15 protein-coding genes are annotated in these 18,588 nt (G+C 43.9%); 3 read left to right on the top strand and 12 right to left on the bottom strand.

Annotation, left to right across the window (positions count from 1 at the left end; genetic code table 11):
- Positions 1–66: 66 nt before the first annotated feature.
- The 6 genes from truA to fabB form a co-directional block, all read right to left on the bottom strand.
- Positions 67–861: a tRNA pseudouridine(38-40) synthase TruA gene (truA, locus tag F0249_RS14090; RefSeq protein ID WP_017053067.1), complete on the bottom strand. Its 795-nt coding sequence runs from the start codon at positions 859–861 to the stop codon at positions 67–69.
- A 149-nt stretch (positions 862–1,010) separates the two neighbouring features.
- Positions 1,011–2,978: a FimV/HubP family polar landmark protein gene (locus F0249_RS20430; protein WP_367613441.1), complete on the bottom strand. Its 1,968-nt coding sequence runs from the start codon at positions 2,976–2,978 to the stop codon at positions 1,011–1,013.
- 325 nt (positions 2,979–3,303) lie between these two features.
- Positions 3,304–6,114, bottom strand: a complete 2,811-nt coding sequence (locus F0249_RS20425) for a FimV/HubP family polar landmark protein (RefSeq protein WP_367613440.1) — start codon at positions 6,112–6,114, stop codon at positions 3,304–3,306.
- Positions 6,115–6,313: 199 nt separating this feature from the next.
- Positions 6,314–7,327 (bottom strand): aspartate-semialdehyde dehydrogenase, encoded by a 1,014-nt coding sequence (locus tag F0249_RS14080; RefSeq protein WP_017052450.1) that lies wholly within the window; start codon positions 7,325–7,327, stop codon positions 6,314–6,316.
- Positions 7,328–7,335: 8 nt separating this feature from the next.
- The gene (locus F0249_RS14075) at positions 7,336–8,478 is read right to left on the bottom strand and encodes a 4-phosphoerythronate dehydrogenase (protein WP_171757027.1); all 1,143 of its coding nucleotides are present in this window, start codon (positions 8,476–8,478) and stop codon (positions 7,336–7,338) included.
- 271 nt (positions 8,479–8,749) lie between these two features.
- Positions 8,750–9,961, bottom strand: coding sequence for a beta-ketoacyl-ACP synthase I (gene fabB / locus F0249_RS14070; RefSeq protein WP_017052453.1), 1,212 nt, complete (start codon positions 9,959–9,961; stop codon positions 8,750–8,752).
- A 56-nt stretch (positions 9,962–10,017) separates the two neighbouring features.
- Here fabB and mnmC point away from each other — a divergent pair, with 56 nt between their 5' ends.
- Positions 10,018–12,165, top strand: coding sequence for a bifunctional tRNA (5-methylaminomethyl-2-thiouridine)(34)-methyltransferase MnmD/FAD-dependent 5-carboxymethylaminomethyl-2-thiouridine(34) oxidoreductase MnmC (gene mnmC, locus F0249_RS14065; protein ID WP_171757026.1), 2,148 nt, complete (start codon positions 10,018–10,020; stop codon positions 12,163–12,165).
- Between the two features lie 148 nt (positions 12,166–12,313).
- Here mnmC and F0249_RS14060 read toward each other — a convergent pair whose 3' ends face one another.
- From F0249_RS14060 to F0249_RS14050, 3 genes are all read right to left on the bottom strand, one after another.
- The gene (locus tag F0249_RS14060) at positions 12,314–12,844 is read right to left on the bottom strand and encodes an NADPH-dependent FMN reductase (RefSeq protein WP_017052455.1); all 531 of its coding nucleotides are present in this window, start codon (positions 12,842–12,844) and stop codon (positions 12,314–12,316) included.
- A 166-nt stretch (positions 12,845–13,010) separates the two neighbouring features.
- The gene (locus tag F0249_RS14055) at positions 13,011–13,274 is read right to left on the bottom strand and encodes a YfcL family protein (protein ID WP_136994350.1); all 264 of its coding nucleotides are present in this window, start codon (positions 13,272–13,274) and stop codon (positions 13,011–13,013) included.
- Between the two features lie 13 nt (positions 13,275–13,287).
- Positions 13,288–13,818, bottom strand: a complete 531-nt coding sequence (locus F0249_RS14050) for an elongation factor P hydroxylase (RefSeq protein WP_017052457.1) — start codon at positions 13,816–13,818, stop codon at positions 13,288–13,290.
- Between the two features lie 230 nt (positions 13,819–14,048).
- Here F0249_RS14050 and F0249_RS14045 point away from each other — a divergent pair, with 230 nt between their 5' ends.
- Positions 14,049–14,672 carry a trimeric intracellular cation channel family protein gene (locus tag F0249_RS14045; RefSeq protein WP_017052458.1) on the top strand — a complete coding sequence of 208 codons (624 nt, stop codon included), beginning with the start codon at positions 14,049–14,051 and terminating at the stop codon, positions 14,670–14,672.
- 275 nt (positions 14,673–14,947) lie between these two features.
- Here the strand turns inward: F0249_RS14045 and aroC are convergent, their stop codons facing one another.
- Both aroC and prmB read right to left on the bottom strand, forming a co-directional pair.
- Positions 14,948–16,033 carry a chorismate synthase gene (gene aroC, locus F0249_RS14040; RefSeq protein ID WP_017052459.1) on the bottom strand — a complete coding sequence of 362 codons (1,086 nt, stop codon included), beginning with the start codon at positions 16,031–16,033 and terminating at the stop codon, positions 14,948–14,950.
- 255 nt (positions 16,034–16,288) lie between these two features.
- A complete protein-coding gene (gene prmB, locus F0249_RS14035) occupies positions 16,289–17,221 on the bottom strand; it encodes a 50S ribosomal protein L3 N(5)-glutamine methyltransferase (RefSeq protein WP_017052460.1) in 933 nt (310 codons plus the stop codon).
- 62 nt (positions 17,222–17,283) lie between these two features.
- Here prmB and smrB point away from each other — a divergent pair, with 62 nt between their 5' ends.
- Positions 17,284–17,814 carry an endonuclease SmrB gene (gene smrB, locus F0249_RS14030; RefSeq protein WP_017052461.1) on the top strand — a complete coding sequence of 177 codons (531 nt, stop codon included), beginning with the start codon at positions 17,284–17,286 and terminating at the stop codon, positions 17,812–17,814.
- A 6-nt stretch (positions 17,815–17,820) separates the two neighbouring features.
- Here the strand turns inward: smrB and sixA are convergent, their stop codons facing one another.
- Entirely contained in the window at positions 17,821–18,285 is a 465-nt protein-coding gene (sixA, locus tag F0249_RS14025) for a phosphohistidine phosphatase SixA (protein ID WP_017052462.1), read from the bottom strand.
- Between the last annotated feature and the right edge of the window lie 303 nt (positions 18,286–18,588).

Raw genomic sequence — 18,588 nt, 5'->3', positions numbered from 1 at the left:
TGTACCTATTTTCAAATTCTATCTTACCTGCCCATTAATATTAGTTTTTGAACCTAAGTCTCACAATTAGTTCAAATTATCCGCGAGAAACAACGGTCCGATCGGCTCTCTTGGCAGCTCATATTCAGCCGGATAGTCCACATCAACCAGATATAAACCTGCGGCTTTTGCGGTCGCTCCTGCCAGCTTTCGCTCTTTTGCTTCTAATAGCCATTTGATCCATTCCGGATCTTTCTCTCCACGCCCGACGGCAATCAAACTGCCTGTAATATTGCGCACCATGTGGTGAACAAAGGCGTTTGCTTTGATATCAATAATGACGTATTTACCATGTCGTGTGACATTTAAATGCATCATATTTCGGCATGGACTTCTTGATTGGCAATGCAAAGCGCGAAATGAAGTAAAATCATTCTCGCCTAATAGATACTGCCCCGCTTCCTGCATTTTCGCCTCATCAAGCTCACCATGATAATGGCTAACACCTGAAGACATGATTCCCGGACGATACGGGCTATTATAGATGATATAGCGATAACGCCTTGCTGTGGCAGTAAAGCGAGCATGGAATTCATCAGGGACTTCTTTAGCCCATCGTACCGCGATATCTTTAGGCATGTTTGCATTTACGCCCATTGTCCATGCCACCATTTTGCGTGTGGAGGTCGTTTCAAAATGAACAACCTGCCCAGTACCATGTACACCAGCATCAGTACGACCGGCACAAAACACTTCAACAGGATGGTTAGCGACAATAGCCAGTGCCTTCTCTAATTTCTCTTGGACACCTATTACATCTTTCTGGCGTTGCCAACCATAGTAGTGAGTACCGTCATACTCAATACCTAAAGCAATTTTCATGTTGTGCTCTCTTTGAAAATGGGGCGAAGAGTATAATATCAATCCATTGAGATTTCTAATCTCGTTGGTAATTTCTTCTATCGTTAAAAAAGAAAAAGAGCAACAAAATTGCTGCTCTTTGAATTTACTTGTTGTGGACGATTAACCCGTTATTGACGATTTAAGGTATCGATTAAATTTTTTGCTTCTCGGCGAATCGTATCATCACCGTAAACAATCGCCTCTTCCAATAACTTAATCGCACCGTTGCTATCATTCATCTCAATATAAATTTTAGCCAAATCTAGCTTGCCAGCCGCTTCACCATGGCTGTCGACATCCACATCACCATTGTCGCCGATCACATCTGGGAATTCATTTAAGCCTACATCAAGCTTTAACTCTTCTTCATCTGGATTCGGTTGTGGTTCATTCTGATCGACTTCAGCCATTAATTGGTCAATGGTCATGAACTCCGATTTTTTTGCATCAAAATCAGAAAATTCATTTTGATTACCCCAATCCTCAGCTTGGATTTTTGGCTGCTCTAATTGCGCATCATCTTGCCAAATCTCACGCTGATCTTCTGGAACACCAGTTAAGTTACTTGCGTTCTGATCTGGAGATAAATTGAATCCATCCCAATCTTCTCCGCCAACATCAAGCATCGCTTCAATATCTAACCCGGCACTATCTGAAGCACGGCTATCCATCGGCTGACGGAACATATCGTCCACAGAGTGCTGGACATCTTCTGATAGCAATTCCGCTAGTGCTGACTCATCAAAGTCACCAACAATATCTTCTTCTAAGATTTCATCGGCACTTGCTGAAAACAGATCTTGTAGAGCATCTTTATCGGAATTGTCTTCGAAAGGGGCCGTATTTTGAACCGCTTCTGCCTCGCCCTCCTCACTACCTAGATCTAGATCTGAATCTGAGTCTAGGTCGAAGCCAGTATCAGCTCCCACACTAGAGAATGCATCCGCAAGAGCATCTTGCTCACTGTATTCAGGAAGTTCTAACTCATCGAGTTCTTGTGCTAAAGTCGCAGGTTCAGGTTCTTGAGCGATATCCGCATCTGAACTTGGCTCTGAAAAAGCATCCGCAAGGGCATCTTCTTCACCGTATTCAGGAAGCTCTAACTCATCGAACTCTTGCATTGATGGTTGTACTGGTGCTTCTGGCTCAAAACCTTCAGTAACAGGTTCATTGATCGTTGCCTCATCGACAAGCTGTTCGTCTAGAAGCAGTTCATCTAGAAGCGGCTCTTGAGCGATATCCGCATCTGAACTTGGCTCTGAAAATGCGTCCGCAAGGGCATCTTCTTCACCGTATTCAGGAAGCTCTAACTCATCGAACTCTTGCACTGATGGTTGTGCTGGTACTTCTGACTCAAAACCTTCAGTAACAGGTTCATTGCTCGTTGCCTCGTCGACAAGCTGTTCGTCTCCAAGCGGCTCATCTAGAAGCGGCTCTTGAGCGATATCCGCGTCCGAACTTGGCTCTGCAAATGCATCAGCAAGGGCATCTTCTTCACCGTATTCAGGCAGTTCTAGTTCATCGAACTCTTGTACTGATGGTTGTGCTGGTGCTTCTGGCTCTGAAGCTTCTGCAACAGGTTCATTGCTTATTGCCTCGTCGACAAGCTGTTCGTCTGCAAGCGACTCATCTAGAAGCGGCTCTTGAGCGATATCCGCGTCTGAACTGGGTTCTGCAAATGCATCCGCAAGGGCATCTTCTTCGCCGTATTCAGGAAGTTCTAGTTCATCGAACTCTTGTTCTGATGATTGCGCTGGTGCTTCTGGCTCTGAAGCTTCTGCAACAGGTTCATTGCTCATGGCCTCGTCGACAAGCTGTTCGTCTATAAGCGGCTCTTGAGCGATATCCGCATCCGAACTTGGTTCTGCAAATGCATCCGCAAGAGCATCTTCTTCACCATATTCAGGAAGTTCTAGCTCATCGAACTCTTGTGCTGTTGGTTGTACGGGTGCTTCTGGTGCTGGAGCTTCTGTCTCAGAGGCTACAATTTCTGGCTCAGCTTCGGTAACAAGTTCGTCGTCATCAGTTAGCCAATCATCATCTTGAGGCATTCCAAACTCATTTGGAATCGACTCTGGCATGTTCGGCTGTTTCATTTCTTCCGGTTTATCAGCCAAGCTTTCATCAGTGGTTGAAGGGGGAGCCGACAGTTGGTCATCTTCTAAATCAATGGATGATTCACTCTCAACACCTTCATCTTCCGAGTCGATACTGTCTGAAACGCCTTCAATGGTAGGCGCAAAGTCAAAGTCTGATTCTGTCTCATCTTGAGTCGATTCGACATCATCAATAGCAGCAGATAACCAATCTTCTTCAGCATCGCTGCTCTCTGACGTGAAAATATCATCAATATCTTGCGCTGCAATATCTTCGAAACGAGAAACTTCACTCTGATGATCGTCATCCGATGATATTCCGGTTTCATTTTCTGGGCTCTGGCTCTGGCTCTGGCTCTGGCTCTGGCTCTGGCTCTGGCTCTGGCTCTGGCTCTGGCACGATTAAATCAGCATCTAGTTCATCTGCAAGGGCTTGATCCGTTGTTTCGATAACATCATCAAGTAGAGCATCCGTTTCTGGTGCTGCATTAAATAAGTCATCAATGAAATCATCACGATCAAATGCAGATTCAGATTCAGATTCAGATTCACTTGATGTTAGCGACTCCTCATTACTATCGTCATCGCTATCATCAAGTAATAATTCATCAAGAAGCTCAGTACTATTTTCATCTAACTCAGAATCAGACGACACTTCATTAGAAACAACTGGAGCCTCATGTTCTGGTTGCTCGTTTGTTTCAATGGCGCTATTGAAAATCTCATCAAACGAAGGTTCAGTGACATCTGATGCTTTCTCATCGGCGCTTGGTTCTGCATTCGCACTAACAGAATCCTCGCTCAAGTCCGTCAATTCAGAACTCAGAAGTTCATCTAATGTATCGCTATCGTCTTGATCTACGTCGATATCACCAGCAAGAAGCTCGTCGAATAGATCAGTGTTATCTTCATCAAGTTCAAGCTCTGGTGTTTTATCGTTCGAATCCGTACCCAGTAACTCATCCAGAGTTTCTGTACTGTTCTCATCAAGGTCAAGAAGCTCATCATCGGAAAGACCTGAAAGAGACTCTAACTCAGCGATAGGGTCAAACTCTTCGTTTTCTAACTCAGCTTCCGTAGCTCCATTACTTGGCTCATCTTCACTAAGTAAGTCATCCAATAAGTCGCTACTGTCTTGCAGATCGAGATCTTGCTCATCGTCGTCACTCAGAAGTTCATCAAGTAAGTCTGTACTTTCAGCTTCAAGCGGAGCCTCGTCGTCAAGCATTTCGTCAAGTAGAGTGACATCATCACTATCTGAATCGTCTAAGTTTAAATCGTCGGAGGCTTCTGTGCTGAACTGAGCAAAAATGTCGTCAATATCATCATCAGACGCTAAACTTTCTGGTTCCGCACTTTTTTCCGCTGCAACTTGAGCAAAGATGTCATCGATATCATCAATAGATGCATCAGCATTGCTTGTAGGGGCTGGAGTGCTATCGGTATCATCATCTAGGTTAAATTCATCTGATGACGCTTCTTCAGCGGCGACTTGTGCAAAGATATCATCAATATCATCTGGATCAGGTGTACTACTTGGGCTTGGAGCCTGTTCAGCAATGAGACTATCAATGTCAAAATCGTCGTCATCGTCGTCTCCATTTCCGGCAAGCAGTTCATCTAAAAACGACTGATCAACCGCATCATCTTCTAGCTCTTCTGTTGGCTCATCGCTTGCGAGAAGTTTTTCAATCTCATTTTGAGACATTCCGCCTTCATCTGATAAGTCGAAAGCGGCTTCTTCTTCCTCTGATAACTCAGGCTCAACTTCATCGAGTGCTCGCTCCATCTCTTCTAAGCCAAGCGCTTTTTCATCACCGTTAACGCTGATGCCATTGCTGCTTGAGTCAAATTCGCTGAAACTCTCATCGAGATCACCATCATCACCAATGCCTGCAAATGGATCCTCTTCATCTTCACCTTCAAGGTTAAAATCAAGATCATCGTCATCTAGACTGGCAAAAATATCGTCGTCATCAGATGTCGTATCATCACCAAATAGAGCATCAGGATCGCTGCCATCACCGAATAGGTCATCATCCAATGAGAGATCATCAGACAGCTCATCCGCATCTTCACCTAAGATAATCGGTGCATCTTCAGCAACCGACTCTTCTACTGGTTTCGCTTCAGTTTCTTCACTCTTCGAACGACGGCCAAGCAGCAATACGACGATCAGACCAAGCAGTAAACCTGGAATAATAGCTAATAACGCCACTAACCATCCATTAGAAAGCAATGTATCTAATGATGTTGGCGCTAGTTTTTGCTCTTCGAGTTCTTTTGCACGTTCTTCAGCAAGAAGTTTTTCCACTTCTGACCGAATACGGCTTTCATCCCCAAGCTCACCTTTTAGTCCATCGACTTCAGATTGCACATCTGCCAGCATCAATCTTAATTGGTGGTTTTTCTCTTCAAGTGACGTTAATTCGGTTTCAGAGCTACTTAGATCCTGCTCTAATTTAACGATGTCTTGATTGCTAGGTAGCGGGTTACTAGATACTGGTGAAACGGTTTTCGAAGGCGCAGGTTTCACTACTGGCGTAGGTTTGGCAGCTGACTTTGGCGCTACAGCTTTTTCCATAACCGGTTTTTCAGCAGCTAAAGATGCACTCGGTGCACTTATGTTCGAAGATGCGGTTCGAGGGATCGGTTGCACCGCTTTCGTAACAGGCCGAACCGTTGGAGCGTTGGCTAATTTGGCGGTATGCGCATCCATGATGGCAATGGCTTGCTGAGTGGTACTCGCACTGACTTGCTCTAAAGAAGGGACTCTCAAATTTTGATTAGGGAGCAAGCTGTGAATATTTTGATTTTCGAATGCTTGAGGATTCAGACGATAAATAGCAAGAAGCGTCTGTTGGACAGAAACTCGATTCGATGGACGCAGGTTGGAAGCGATAGACCAAAGGGTCTCTCGGGCACCTGTTGGGCCATAAAAACGCGAAGGTTCATCAGACACAACTCTACTTGCAACAGGAGCTTGAGCTCTTTGCACTTGTTCAGAGTATTGTGGAGATGTCTGAACTTCACCATTCGGCCCTAAAAGACGAATTGAATCTGCATGGACGTTTGAAACCTGAGTCGCGGCTATCAATGTGAGTGACGTTAATAATCGCTTATAAATTTGACGCATATAAGGCTCAGCTATGTGCTTAGGTATGAAAAATTATGATCTATTAAATATATCGGATAAATGCCGTAAAACTATAGAGATGAAGGCAAAAAATGTGTGGCAGGCGTGATAATCGCAGCAATCTCACATAAATAGTCGGTGGTATAAACGATATGATGAAAAAAGCCTCACACTGGGTGAGGCTTTATTGAATCGCTAGTTAGAAGTAATCACGAATCAAAACTTCTGCGATTTGCACGGCATTGGTTGCTGCACCTTTACGAACGTTGTCTGCGACAACCCAAAGGTTGATACCACTATGGTGGCTAATATCATTACGAATTCGGCCAACCATTACATGGTCTTTGCCACCAGCATCGCGAACTTGAGTTGGGAAATCCAAATCTGGATACACTTCAACCCCATCCGTCGCGTTAAGTAATTCTGTTACTTGTTCAGCCCCGATTGGAGAGCATGTTTCAACATGTAATGATTCTGCGTGGCCGTAGAAAACAGGCACTCGTACACAAGTCGGGTTAACCGTGATAGAAGAATCATTAAAGATTTTTTGAGTTTCCCAAACCATCTTCATCTCTTCTCGTGTGTAACCATTTTCCGTAAATTCGTCAATTTGAGGCACACAGTTAAATGCGATCTGTTGACTGAACACTTCGCTATCTGCTGGGTGACCATTTAAAAGTTTTGCAGTTTGTCCTGCTAACTCATCAATACCGGCTTTACCCGCACCAGAAACCGATTGGTAAGTCGACACGTTAATACGCTCTAAACCAACAGCATCATGAATTGGCTTAAGCGCCACTAACATTTGAATGGTTGAGCAATTTGGGTTTGCGATGATGTTACGGTTACGAAACTCTGCAATCGCTTCTGGGTTCACTTCAGGAACAACTAGAGGCACATCGTATTCATAACGGTATTGTGATGTGTTATCAATCACAACCACACCTTCATCTGCCGCAACAGGAGCCCACTTAGCAGACTGCTCAGCACCCGCAGAGAAGAATGCAATATGCGCTTGAGACCAATCAAACTCTTCTACATTTTGAACACTGATCGTTTTGCCATTGAATCGGTAGCTTTTACCTTCACTACGCTCACTTGCAAGCAAGAAGATTTCACCTACAGGGAATTTACGATCTTTTAGTACTTCAATGATGGTCTCGCCAACCGCACCTGTCGCACCTAAAATAGCAATATTAAATTCTTGGCTCATTGTCTCTCTCATTCATTCTGAAAATTGGGCTTTGTCTTAAAGCCTAACTTAGCTAGGGGCTCTAGATTGCATGAATCATCCCCAACTAATTGGATTGCACTGTACTCCCTTCTATCCCAATATTGCTTACGCATCTGATCAAAAGAGTCAGGTTTGGCAATTTCGCGACGGAACAATGCATCATCTTGGCGCACATCATAAATCAACTGAGTCAAATTGTGCAGTGTTGCTTCATCCCATTCTCTATCTAAATGCACTTTAGGGATAGGCGCGATAGGTAATAAGCGGTTTGGATCCACTCGCTGTTCACTATTGATGAACTCACAATAAGAGTTGAAAATCATGGTTGTCCCACGAGCTTTGCCTTCTAAACCATAACCCGCGACGTGTGGCGTCGCAAAAGCAAGATAAGGTAGCAGTTCCATATCCACTTGTGGTTCAAATTCAAATACATCCAGCGCAGCAATAAAACCATCTTGTTTTTCAAGCCGTTGCTTCAGGGCTTGGTTATCCACGACTGGGCCGCGCGCGGCATTTATTAATATCTGATCAGCACGTAAAGCACTCAACCGAGCACCGTCAAGCAAATGATGACTTGGGTGTTCACCCTCTTTGGTGATCGGTGTATGCAAACTGATAATGTCGGCTTGCTCTAATAATTTATCTAATGGTGTAAAAGAACGAGCATCACCTGCTTGCTCTTTCGGCGGATCATTCAGCAAAACTTTGATTCCAATACCGGATAAGCACTTAGCTAAGTAACTCCCCACCTGGCCTGCACCAACAATTCCGACGGTTTTATCAAAAACGGAGAAACCATGTTGCTGCGCAAGTACCATCATCACGCTAAAGACGTATTCAGCCACACCGACTTTGTTACAACCTGGGGCAGCGGTAAAAAAAATACCTTTCTGCGCTAATAACGGCTGATCGACGTGATCCATTCCTGCGGTTGCCGTACCAACGAACTTTAGCTTATTCGCTTTTTCTAACAGTGCCGAGTTTACTTTCGTCACTGAGCGAATCATCAAGGCATCAACGTCAATTAAATCATCTGCGGTTAGAGTGCGACCTGGCTTTAGTACAACATCCCCTAGCTGGCTAAAGAGTTGTTCAGCATAAGGCATGTTTTCATCAATTAGGATTTTCATAGGGAGTCATATCAATGGTATGAAAAGAGAAAATAGATTTTGCAGTAAACAGGGGCTATCTGTCGAGCAAATAAAAATGCCCAGTGGCGTAAACCACTGGGCAAAATCCAGAACAAAAGGATCCGGTCCCGCTCTCCAGGGGACAGAGTCTGCGTCTGTTCGATCAGTTAGCCTGATCAAGCTCTGGAAACCTTAAAATCTATTCCTTGATATCAGCGTTAAACGTTTACTGATTTAACGCTGAAAGGTATCGAGATGGCTAGGAACGCTCCTAGTCTTGGTATTTCTTAATCACTAGCGTAGCGTTTGTACCGCCAAAGCCAAAGCTGTTAGACATTACTGTCGTCAACTCTTGTTCGCGCATTTCTGTCACGATATCTAGGCCTTCAGCCGCTTCATCTAAATTCGCAATGTTAATGCTTGGCGCTACGAAACCATTATCAAGCATCAAAGTAGAGTAAATCGCTTCATGAACACCAGCAGCACCGAGAGCGTGACCTGTCATCGCTTTTGTTGCTGAAATAGCAGGGCTGTCGCCGCCAAAGATCTCTTGGATTGCGCCAAGCTCTTTTACGTCACCAACAGGAGTTGAAGTACCGTGAGTGTTCACGTAATCAACACTATCAACATTTTGCATTGCCATCTTCATGCAACGTACTGCGCCTTCGCCTGAAGGAGCAACCATGTCGTAGCCATCTGATGTCGCACCGTAACCTACGATTTCACCGTAAATTTTTGCGCCACGAGCTTTTGCGTGCTCTAGCTCTTCGATAACCAACATACCGCCGCCACCAGAGATAACGAAACCATCACGATCTGCATCGTATGTACGAGAAGCTTGATCTGGAGAATCATTGTACTTAGTCGACAGTGCGCCCATTGCATCGAACATCATAGTCAAAGACCAATCAAGTTCTTCACCGCCACCAGCAAATACGACATCTTGCTTACCTAGTTGGATCAGCTCCATTGCGTGGCCGATACAGTGTGCAGACGTTGCACAAGCTGAACTCATTGAGTAGTTCACGCCACGGATTTTAAACGGTGTTGCAAGACATGCAGAAACCGTTGACGCCATAGTACGTGGAACCATGTATGGACCAACACGCTTAACGCCTTTGTTACGTAGAATATCAACCGCATTTACTTGGTTCAGTGATGATGCACCACCAGAACCCGCAACGATACCAGTACGGTCATTTGAAACTTGGTCTTCAGCTAGACCAGAGTCTGCGATTGCTTGCTCCATTGAAAGGTAAGCAAAGGCTGCCGCATCACCCATAAAGCGCACTTTTTTGCGATCAATATGGTCAGCAGGGTTCATTTTCAGGTTACCCCAAACTTGAGAACGAAGTCCGTTTTCCTTGAACTGTTCTGAAGCTGTGATACCTGATTTACCCGCTTTTAGTGAAGCTAAAACTTCTTCGACGTTGTTACCGATACTTGAAACAATACCCATACCGGTGATTACGACTCGTTTCATGTGACATTCCTATAATTCAAAATACAGCTAGATGATAACTAAGAAGCATAACAAAAGTGGTCAGCTTTCCCAGAAATTCGTACAATCAACTCTTACAGACCGTCCCATATCACAAAAACAAAGGCAATATGACTTCAATAACCAATGCTGAACTCGGCTGGAACGAGGCTGGAACACCCGTATCTGATCAATTTGATGATGTTTATTTCTCTAATGTAAACGGCTTAGAGGAAACACGCTATGTGTTCTTGCAACAAAATCACCTTCCTCAACGATGGCAAGAGCATCAACAAAGGCGCTTTACCATTGGCGAAACAGGGTTTGGCACTGGTCTCAATTTTCTAGCGGTATGGCAATGGTTTGATAAGTTTCTTAAAGAAAACCCAGACGCTGAGCTGAAAGAGCTGCATTTTGTCAGTTTCGAAAAATTCCCACTGAACAAAGATGACCTAATTAAAGCGCATCAAGCTTGGCCTGAACTTGCTCAATACGCAGAACAGTTACAGCAGCACTACCCGATTGCCGTTCCTGAGTGCCACCGGATCGTTTTAGCTGACGGCGCTATCACTCTTGATTTGTGGTTTGGGGACATAAAAGATTGCATGCCTTTAGTTCAGACTTACTCAGAAGGCATTATTGACGCTTGGTTCCTTGATGGTTTTGCACCAAGTAAAAATCCTGAGATGTGGAATCAAGACCTGTTTGATGGCATGGCAAAACTGGCAAAACAAGATTGCACTTGCGCGACCTTCACCGCAGCCGGTTTTGTTCGACGTGGCTTGATAGACGCTGGCTTTGAGATGAAAAAGGTCAAAGGCTTTGGCATTAAACGCGAAATGATCGCGGGAACACTCAAAAACAAAGTCCCTTACACCAATACAAAACCTTGGTATGGTCTGTCTCCCCATTCGGAATCTGACGATATCGCAATTATCGGTGGTGGTATCGCGAGTGCAGCTTTAGCCAAAACGCTATCTCGTCGCGGTAAAAACATTACAGTCTATTGCGAACACGAACAGGCCGCAGGCAACGCTTCTGGCAACAACCAAGGAGCAATTTACCCTCTTTTGAGTGATGAAAAATCGAATGTTTCACGAGTATTTAGCCCAGGAATGCTGTTCGCACGTCAATTTATCGAGCAAGCAGCAGAGAGCATTCCGTTTGACCATGATTGGTGTGGCGTTAACATTCTGATGTGGGATGAAGCCTCGAAGAAAAAACTGAATCGAATGCTCGAAGGGAACTTTCATCACGATCTTATTCAACGATTATCCCAAGAAGAAGCAAATAAGAAAATCGGCCTCAATGTTGATAAAGAGAGTGTCTACTTCCCACTTGGTGGCTGGTTAAGCCCGTTACAACTAACCCAAGGTTTGTTCAAAAAGCTAGAAGAGGCATCCGCCGTAACCACTCACTACCAGCATCAAGTCACCGATTTGAAGTGGTTAGTCGACACAAACCAGTGGCAATTAACGATAGAGACACCTAACGGTGAAGTCATCACTCATCATGATCAAGTCGTGGTGGCAAATGGGCATAAATTTACTCAATTTGAACAAACTCAGCGGATCCCGCTGACTCCGGTCAAAGGGCAAGTGAGCCATATCCCAACCACTGAAAACTTAAGTAAGTTGAAAACGGTATTGTGCTTTGATGGCTATTTAACTCCTCAAAATCTCAATAATGGTCACCACTGCATTGGTGCGAACTACGATAAAAGTAATATTGACCAAGAGTTTGATCCTGAAGTGCAACAGCACAATGGGGTAAGACTCGCGGGTTCACTTCCCGATCAAGAGTGGGCAAAAGAGACCGATACGAGCGGTAACTTATCTCGCCAGGGTATTCGCAGTGTCAGTCGAGATCACCTGCCTTTTGTAGGAAATGTAGGGGATTTCGAAGCAATTACCACCCAGTACCAAAATCTGCATAACTTTAATCCTAAGCGCGATTCACTGGATGAAATTAAGCCGGTATCAAGCTACCCGAATCTTTACTGCTTTATTGGTTTAGGCTCACGCGGATTAAGCTCTGCCTCTTTATTGGCAGAAGTGTTGGCCTCTCAAATTTGCGGCGACCCGCTCCCACTTCCTGCGGATGTCTTAGAAGCCATTCACCCAAGCAGAATGTGGGTAAGACGACTGCGCAAAGGCAAAGCATTGACTAACGGTTACGTGGCAGACAAAAACCACCAGCCTCAATAATACGTAATACGGCCCGGTTGAGTTGAGCTAAGAGCTGTTGAGCTAAATAAAGTTGAGTTTTCCTCAAACAAAAAAGCCAGAACGGCATGGCTGTTCTGGCTTTTTTAAAATTAATCGCTCGGTGCGAACGTGATCATTATGCTAAATATTATGACTGCGCTAACTGGGCAACCGCCTCTTTTAGTTGAGCAGTGATCTCATCGTTACTGATTGAGCCAGTCGCAAAATCGAAGTTATCATAGAAACTAGGCACAGAAACCGAAGCTTTCACGTTGCCGCCAAAGAATGGAGCAGAGCCCGTTGCTGCCGCTAGTGCAGATTGTGCACCACCCGGACCTGGCGATGTAGCTAAAAAGACCGCTGGCTTATCCTGAAAAACAGAGCGCTCAATACGTGTCGTCCAATCAAATAGGTTTTTGTAAGCCGCAGGGAAGTAACCGTTATGCTCAGCAAATGAGATAACAAAGGCATCCGCTTGAGAAAGATCACGTAAGAATGCTTGCGCCCCTTCCGCTTGACCGATCTCTTTTTCTTTATCTTCGCTAAACATCGGAACTTGATAGTCATTGATATCTAAAACGATAACTTCAGCATCTTCAATCAAATTAGCTGTATAAGTTGCGAGAGCTTTATTAATAGAAGTTGAGCTGGTGCTTGCGCCAAATGCGATAATTTTCATGATGATACCCTTTCGTTTCTGTCATCTCGTTAAGTGCTAATAAGATTACAGCAGGGCAATATTTCAACAACTACAAAAATTGTACGGACTCATTCAAATTATTCGAACGAGTCTTATCTATATCTTATCTATAGCTTATATATAGGTGCGCAGCACTGTGAATGAGCTACGCTTGACTTTGTAGCTCCTGCCATAAATCGCTAACAATAGTACGATCGGCTGGACTGAGTTCTGAACGCGCATCATCGAGGCTTTTTTCAATAAGCTCTTTTACTACAGCGACGTCGTTGATTCCCTCTTCTTCGCATGATGCAATAGAAAGAGAAATATGACCACGCAAGTAACCACCGGCAAACAATTCATCATCAGACGCAGTTTCAATTCGGCTATCAATCAACTCAAGTAACTTCTCTTCAAATTCAATAATCATTTCGTTCTCTTTTTTATTTCACGACAAATTGGCAAGGGGTTAATGCTGGTGTCTTATAAAAGTCACTCAAAGCGTCTGCAAGCATTTTGACTCTTTCTGGTAACCCAGCGTCTAAAATGCTCATCACTTCCTGATGAACTTTACTCATAAACGCTAATCTATCCGGTTCAAAATCGCCGTGTAGATTGTCACAGCTAACACTAAAAGGAAAGCCTGCGCTTTGTGACAAAATCCACTCATAAGCTTGTGGTCTGATTTCGACTTTCTCGAATTCAGCTTGAACTTCGGCAGTACGCCCATCAGGCTCGTACCAGTAACCAAAATCTTCCAGTAATCGGCGCTTTGGACCAGCCACACACCAGTGAGCAATTTCATGCATGGCCGACGCATAGAAACCACGAGCAAAAATAATCCGATGGTGTTCATTATTATCATCAGCGGGTAAGTAAATAGGTTCATCTCCGCCAAGCTCTAATTGGGTATTAAAGCTGTTGGAAAATGTGGTATTAAAAATGGCGATGATGTCTGGATAGTGATGGCTCATAGTTTATTTAGGTCTATTAGGAACAACACGATACATTCTCCATTTTTTATCTTCCTAGGTAAAGGATTTAGCTGAGTTATATCATCACCCTAGAATTAGTTAATCTAATCAATAAGCTCTGTTCACAGTACAAAATCTCATTCGTCAGATTGCCGCTTAAGCACTAGAATCGCGCTTTCATTTTTTATAACCAAGCACTTCCTGCTAGGTAATTTATAGAGTTTAAGACGATGCTATTAAGTGTTTTATATATCGTAGGGATCACAGCAGAAGCAATGACAGGTGCGCTCAGTGCTGGTCGAAAAAAAATGGATTGGTTTGGTGTCATGCTGGTAGCAAGTGCGACAGCAATTGGGGGTGGGACGGTTCGCGATATTCTCCTAGGGCACTACCCTCTCGGCTGGGTTAAAAACCCTGAATACTTGATGATCACCTGCGTTGCTGGCGTGGTGACGACTGGTTTGGCAAAGTGGGTCATTAAATTTAAAGGGCTATTTATTCGTCTGGATGCACTGGGGCTCATTGTATTCAGTATCATCGGAACAAAAGTCGCCATGACAATGGGGCTTCATCCTGCTATCTGTATGGTTTCAGGCTTAGTCACGGGTGTATTTGGTGGGCTACTTCGCGATATGATTTGTCGACAAACACCACTCGTACTGCATGAAGAGCTTTATGCCTCTGTCGCGCTCGTCGCATCTGGGCTCTATTTAGCTTTGCTTGAATATGGCATCAGTGATGTAACCAGCACAGTTGTGACACTCAGTGTCGGCTATTTACTGCGAATGGCAGCCGTTCGATTTAAATGGCGATTGCCCTCTTTCCACTTGGAAACTGAAGGCTCCATTCATTAATCCATCCATATCTACGATTAAACTAATTCTACGATTAAGCTATTTCTGTGAGTAAACTATGTTCTGCGATTAAGCTAGTTCTTCGATAAGACTATGTTCTGAAATTAAGCTATTGACATTAAGCTATTGAAATAAGGCGACTCTTGATCATTAGCTATTCTTTACACAAAGCGATAACCGACCTAATAAAAACGCCCTCATAATATATGAGGGCGTTTTTCGTTGAAGCTATTTTACCTTGGACGCGGTTTTATTTTAAACACTCGACTTGAACTCTATATCTGTGGAGTCGTCGTCTGCACGCCAAAGTTCTGACCACGGTGGCGCAGCAGATGATCGAGCAACACAATCGCCAGCATAGCTTCAGCAATTGGTACCGCACGAATACCCACACATGGATCGTGCCGCCCTTTAGTAATTAACTGAGTCGGTTCACCATCTTTCGTGATCGTTTCACCGGGAACGGTAATGCTCGATGTCGGTTTAAGCGCAATACTCGCAACAATATCTTGTCCAGTCGAAATGCCGCCCAAAATACCACCAGCATGATTACTTGAGAAACCTTCAGGAGTTAATGGATCACGATGCTCACTTCCCTTTTGGTTCACAACACCAAAGCCATCGCCAATTTCAACGCCTTTGACTGCGTTGATACTCATCAGCGCATGAGCAATATCAGCATCCAATCGGTCAAATATTGGCTCACCCAACCCTACTGGAATTTTCGTTGCCACCACTTGAATCTTTGCACCAATGGAGTTGCCTTCTTTGAGTAAATCACGAATCAATTGATCAAATTCAGGCACTTTATCAGCATCAGGGCAAAAGAAAGCGTTATTCTCGATCTCATTCCAATCGACTTTATCAATTGAAATATCGCCCATTTGCGATAAATAAGCTTGGATTTCTACACCAAATTCTTGTTTAAGGTATTTTTTTGCAATGGCTCCGGCAGCCACACGCATTGCCGTTTCACGCGCAGAAGAGCGACCACCACCACGATAATCACGAACCCCATATTTTTGATGGTAGGTATAGTCAGCATGGCCTGGACGGAATTTATCTTTGATTTCAGAATAATCTTTAGAACGCTGATCGGTGTTTTCAATCAACAGGCCAATTGACGTTCCTGTTGTTTGCCCTTCAAAGACACCAGATAGAATTTTCACTTCATCGGCTTCACGACGAGCCGTTGTATAGCGAGAGGTACCCGGACGGCGGCGGTCCAAGTCCTTTTGTAAATCTGATTCGGTAAGCTCTAATCCCGGGGGGCATCCATCGACGATACATCCTAGTGCGATACCGTGACTCTCCCCGAATGTTGTTACTCGAAAGTGTTGCCCGATACTATTTCCTGCCATTACATCCTCTGTGTAGAAGTGGGGATAAGATTTGGGGCATCTTGCCAACCAATTTTACTCATCACCGCGTTCAATCATCAATTCTTCGTGATTTCATAGTGGCTTTAATAGCAATTCTTGTAAACCAAAAAATACACTAAATTCTAACAATTAATGACATGCTTTCCTTGCTTCTCGAAAAACATAAAAAAACGCCAGCGTTAAAAGCTGACGTTTTCAGATACAAATAGAACAAAATCTATTTATACGAATGGTTTAATCTTTGTAGAGTGCAAACTCTTCTGCACACTCAATCAACTGAGCGCGAGTGATCATGAATACACCATGACCACCATTAGAGAACTCAATCCAAGTGAATGGAATGTCTGGGTACTGTTCCATCATATGCACCATTGAATTGCCTACTTCACAGATCAAGATACCGTCATCGGTTAAATAGTCAGGGGCATTAGACAAAATACGACGAACCAGTTTAAGGCCATCAGTACCCGCAGCTAAACCAAGTTCAGGCTCATGGGTAAACTCTTCAGGCAAGCTACCCATGTCTTCTTCATCCACATAAGGTGGGTTCGATACAATTAGGTTGTACTTTTCTTTTGGTAAATCGCGGAATAGATCAGAACGAATTGGGAACACTTGCTGCTCCATTCCGTGATCTTGTACATTCTGCTCAGCAACTTGTAGTGCATCGGTTGAGATATCGATAGCATCCACTTCCGCATCAGGGAATGCATGTGCACAAGCGATCGCAATACAACCACTGCCGGTACATAAGTCCATAATGCGTACTGGTTCTTCAACTAACCACGGTTGGAATTGCGCTTCAATAAGTTCACCAATTGGAGAACGAGGCACAAGAACGCGCTCATCAACAAAGAACTCTAAACCACAGAACCAAGCTTTATTGGTCAAGTAAGCGGTTGGCGTTCGGTCATTAATACGATGAATTACTCGTTCCACAATACGTAAACGCTCACTATTAGTTAAGCGAGAATTCAAAACATGAGGAGGCACATCAATCGGTAAATAAAGAGTTGGTAGGATTAATTGAACTGCTTCATCCCATGCGTTATCGGTTCCATGACCATAGAATAAACCTGCTGCATTAAAGCGGCTAACCGTCCAACGAATCATATCTTGAAGAGTGTGAAGTTCAGACACGGCCTCTTCTACAAAAATCTTATCCAAAATTGCCTCCGAAAAGCGCTACAATACTGCTAATTTAGTTTCTGTTTAGAATTGATAACCTGATGAGCAAAAAAAACACCGATATCGATGATGATTTCGCCTTATTCAAGGATGCAGTACAGGGCGTTAAAAAGTTGCAACAGGATACCATAATCCAGCAGCCAAAAAGAGATACAACACAAAAAGAAATAAAACGTACGGCCCGCCAAGCGAGTGATACAGAATTTTATTTCTCTGATGAGTTTGTACCGCTGTTAAATGAAGACGGACCAACACGCTACGCCCGTGATGATGTCTCAAAATATGAGGTCAAACGCCTTCGTCGAGGCGTCTATGTCCCTGATGTCTATCTAGATATGCACGGCATGACTCAGCAAGAAGCCAAACGCGAACTTGGTGCCATGATCGCTCACTGTGTAAAAGAGAGTGTACATTGTGCTTGTGTGCAACATGGTATTGGCAAACACATTCTGAAAAAGAAAGTGCCGCTATGGCTCGCCCAACACCCTGATGTCATGGCGTTTCACCAAGCACCACTCGAATTTGGCGGAAATGGTGCCTTATTGATTCTGCTATCGATTCCAGAAAAGTAGGCGTGGTTACGGATTAATATTCCATAACAAATCTCCGGTTTGGGTTTCTGGATCAAATTCAATACACACTAAACCTGATGTGGGGAACATTGGCGGCATCATGTCTGTGACAAAATCAGCCGTTAAGTAACCCACTAATGGAAGGTGAGATACAAAAAGTAGTGACTCTAATTGCTCTGTTTCGATGAGAGCCGTTGCGTAATCACGCACATAGTCAGATTGGCCATAAGGCGTGATGTCGTCACATGTTTCAACACTTTTCGCGTTATAATATTCGCTAATCGTTTGCCATGTTTGCTGCGCACGTAAGTAAGGACTAACTAGCACTTTATCAAATTGGCTGAAACCTTGCTCTTTACATGCTTTAGCGACAGCCGCGGAGCTACGTTGACCTCGCTCCGTAAGCGCTCTTTCTGCATCACTCGCAGCATAGTGCTCCGCTTCCCCGTGGCGCATAATAAAAATTTTCATGTTCTATCCTATTTTACCAAGCATTAGACACTTCTTGGCATTTGCGCTAATTGATAAAACAGTCTTATTGCTGTTTATCTCTTATACGTCAGTTTTGTATTCAAGCGAATGCCGCTCATGCTAACTGACTATTATTTTCCGACACTTAATTATATCAATTCACGAATGAAAGACTTCGATACTCTTAACAGTCTATTAAATTCTAGTAAATACAACCCACTTGGGCTAGCTTGGGGATATATCCCAAAATCTAAAATCAAGATTTGCACCTGCTCATATCAGAGTCATAATTAATACATCGCT

This window comes from Vibrio sp. 03-59-1 (genome assembly GCF_013114135.1).
GTDB classification, from domain to species: domain Bacteria; phylum Pseudomonadota; class Gammaproteobacteria; order Enterobacterales; family Vibrionaceae; genus Vibrio; species Vibrio cortegadensis.
Note: the sequence above shows the minus strand (reverse complement) of the source record. Positions and strands in the feature narration are given on the sequence as shown.

Coding starts and splice junctions, on each gene's coding strand:
- F0249_RS14060 (WP_017052455.1), bottom strand. CDS start 12,844: ATGAAAATTATCGCATTTGGCGCAAGCACCAGCTCAACTTCTATTAAT.
- F0249_RS14075 (WP_171757027.1), bottom strand. CDS start 8,478: ATGAAAATCCTAATTGATGAAAACATGCCTTATGCTGAACAACTCTTT.
- F0249_RS14080 (WP_017052450.1), bottom strand. CDS start 7,327: ATGAGCCAAGAATTTAATATTGCTATTTTAGGTGCGACAGGTGCGGTT.
- F0249_RS14050 (WP_017052457.1), bottom strand. CDS start 13,818: ATGAGCCATCACTATCCAGACATCATCGCCATTTTTAATACCACATTT.
- F0249_RS14045 (WP_017052458.1), top strand. CDS start 14,049: ATGCTATTAAGTGTTTTATATATCGTAGGGATCACAGCAGAAGCAATG.
- smrB (WP_017052461.1), top strand. CDS start 17,284: ATGAGCAAAAAAAACACCGATATCGATGATGATTTCGCCTTATTCAAG.
- truA (WP_017053067.1), bottom strand. CDS start 861: ATGAAAATTGCTTTAGGTATTGAGTATGACGGTACTCACTACTATGGT.
- F0249_RS14055 (WP_136994350.1), bottom strand. CDS start 13,274: ATGATTATTGAATTTGAAGAGAAGTTACTTGAGTTGATTGATAGCCGA.
- F0249_RS20430 (WP_367613441.1), bottom strand. CDS start 2,978: ATGAAACAGCCGAACATGCCAGAGTCGATTCCAAATGAGTTTGGAATG.
- F0249_RS20425 (WP_367613440.1), bottom strand. CDS start 6,114: ATGCGTCAAATTTATAAGCGATTATTAACGTCACTCACATTGATAGCC.
- fabB (WP_017052453.1), bottom strand. CDS start 9,961: ATGAAACGAGTCGTAATCACCGGTATGGGTATTGTTTCAAGTATCGGT.
- aroC (WP_017052459.1), bottom strand. CDS start 16,033: ATGGCAGGAAATAGTATCGGGCAACACTTTCGAGTAACAACATTCGGG.
- sixA (WP_017052462.1), bottom strand. CDS start 18,285: ATGAAAATTTTTATTATGCGCCACGGGGAAGCGGAGCACTATGCTGCG.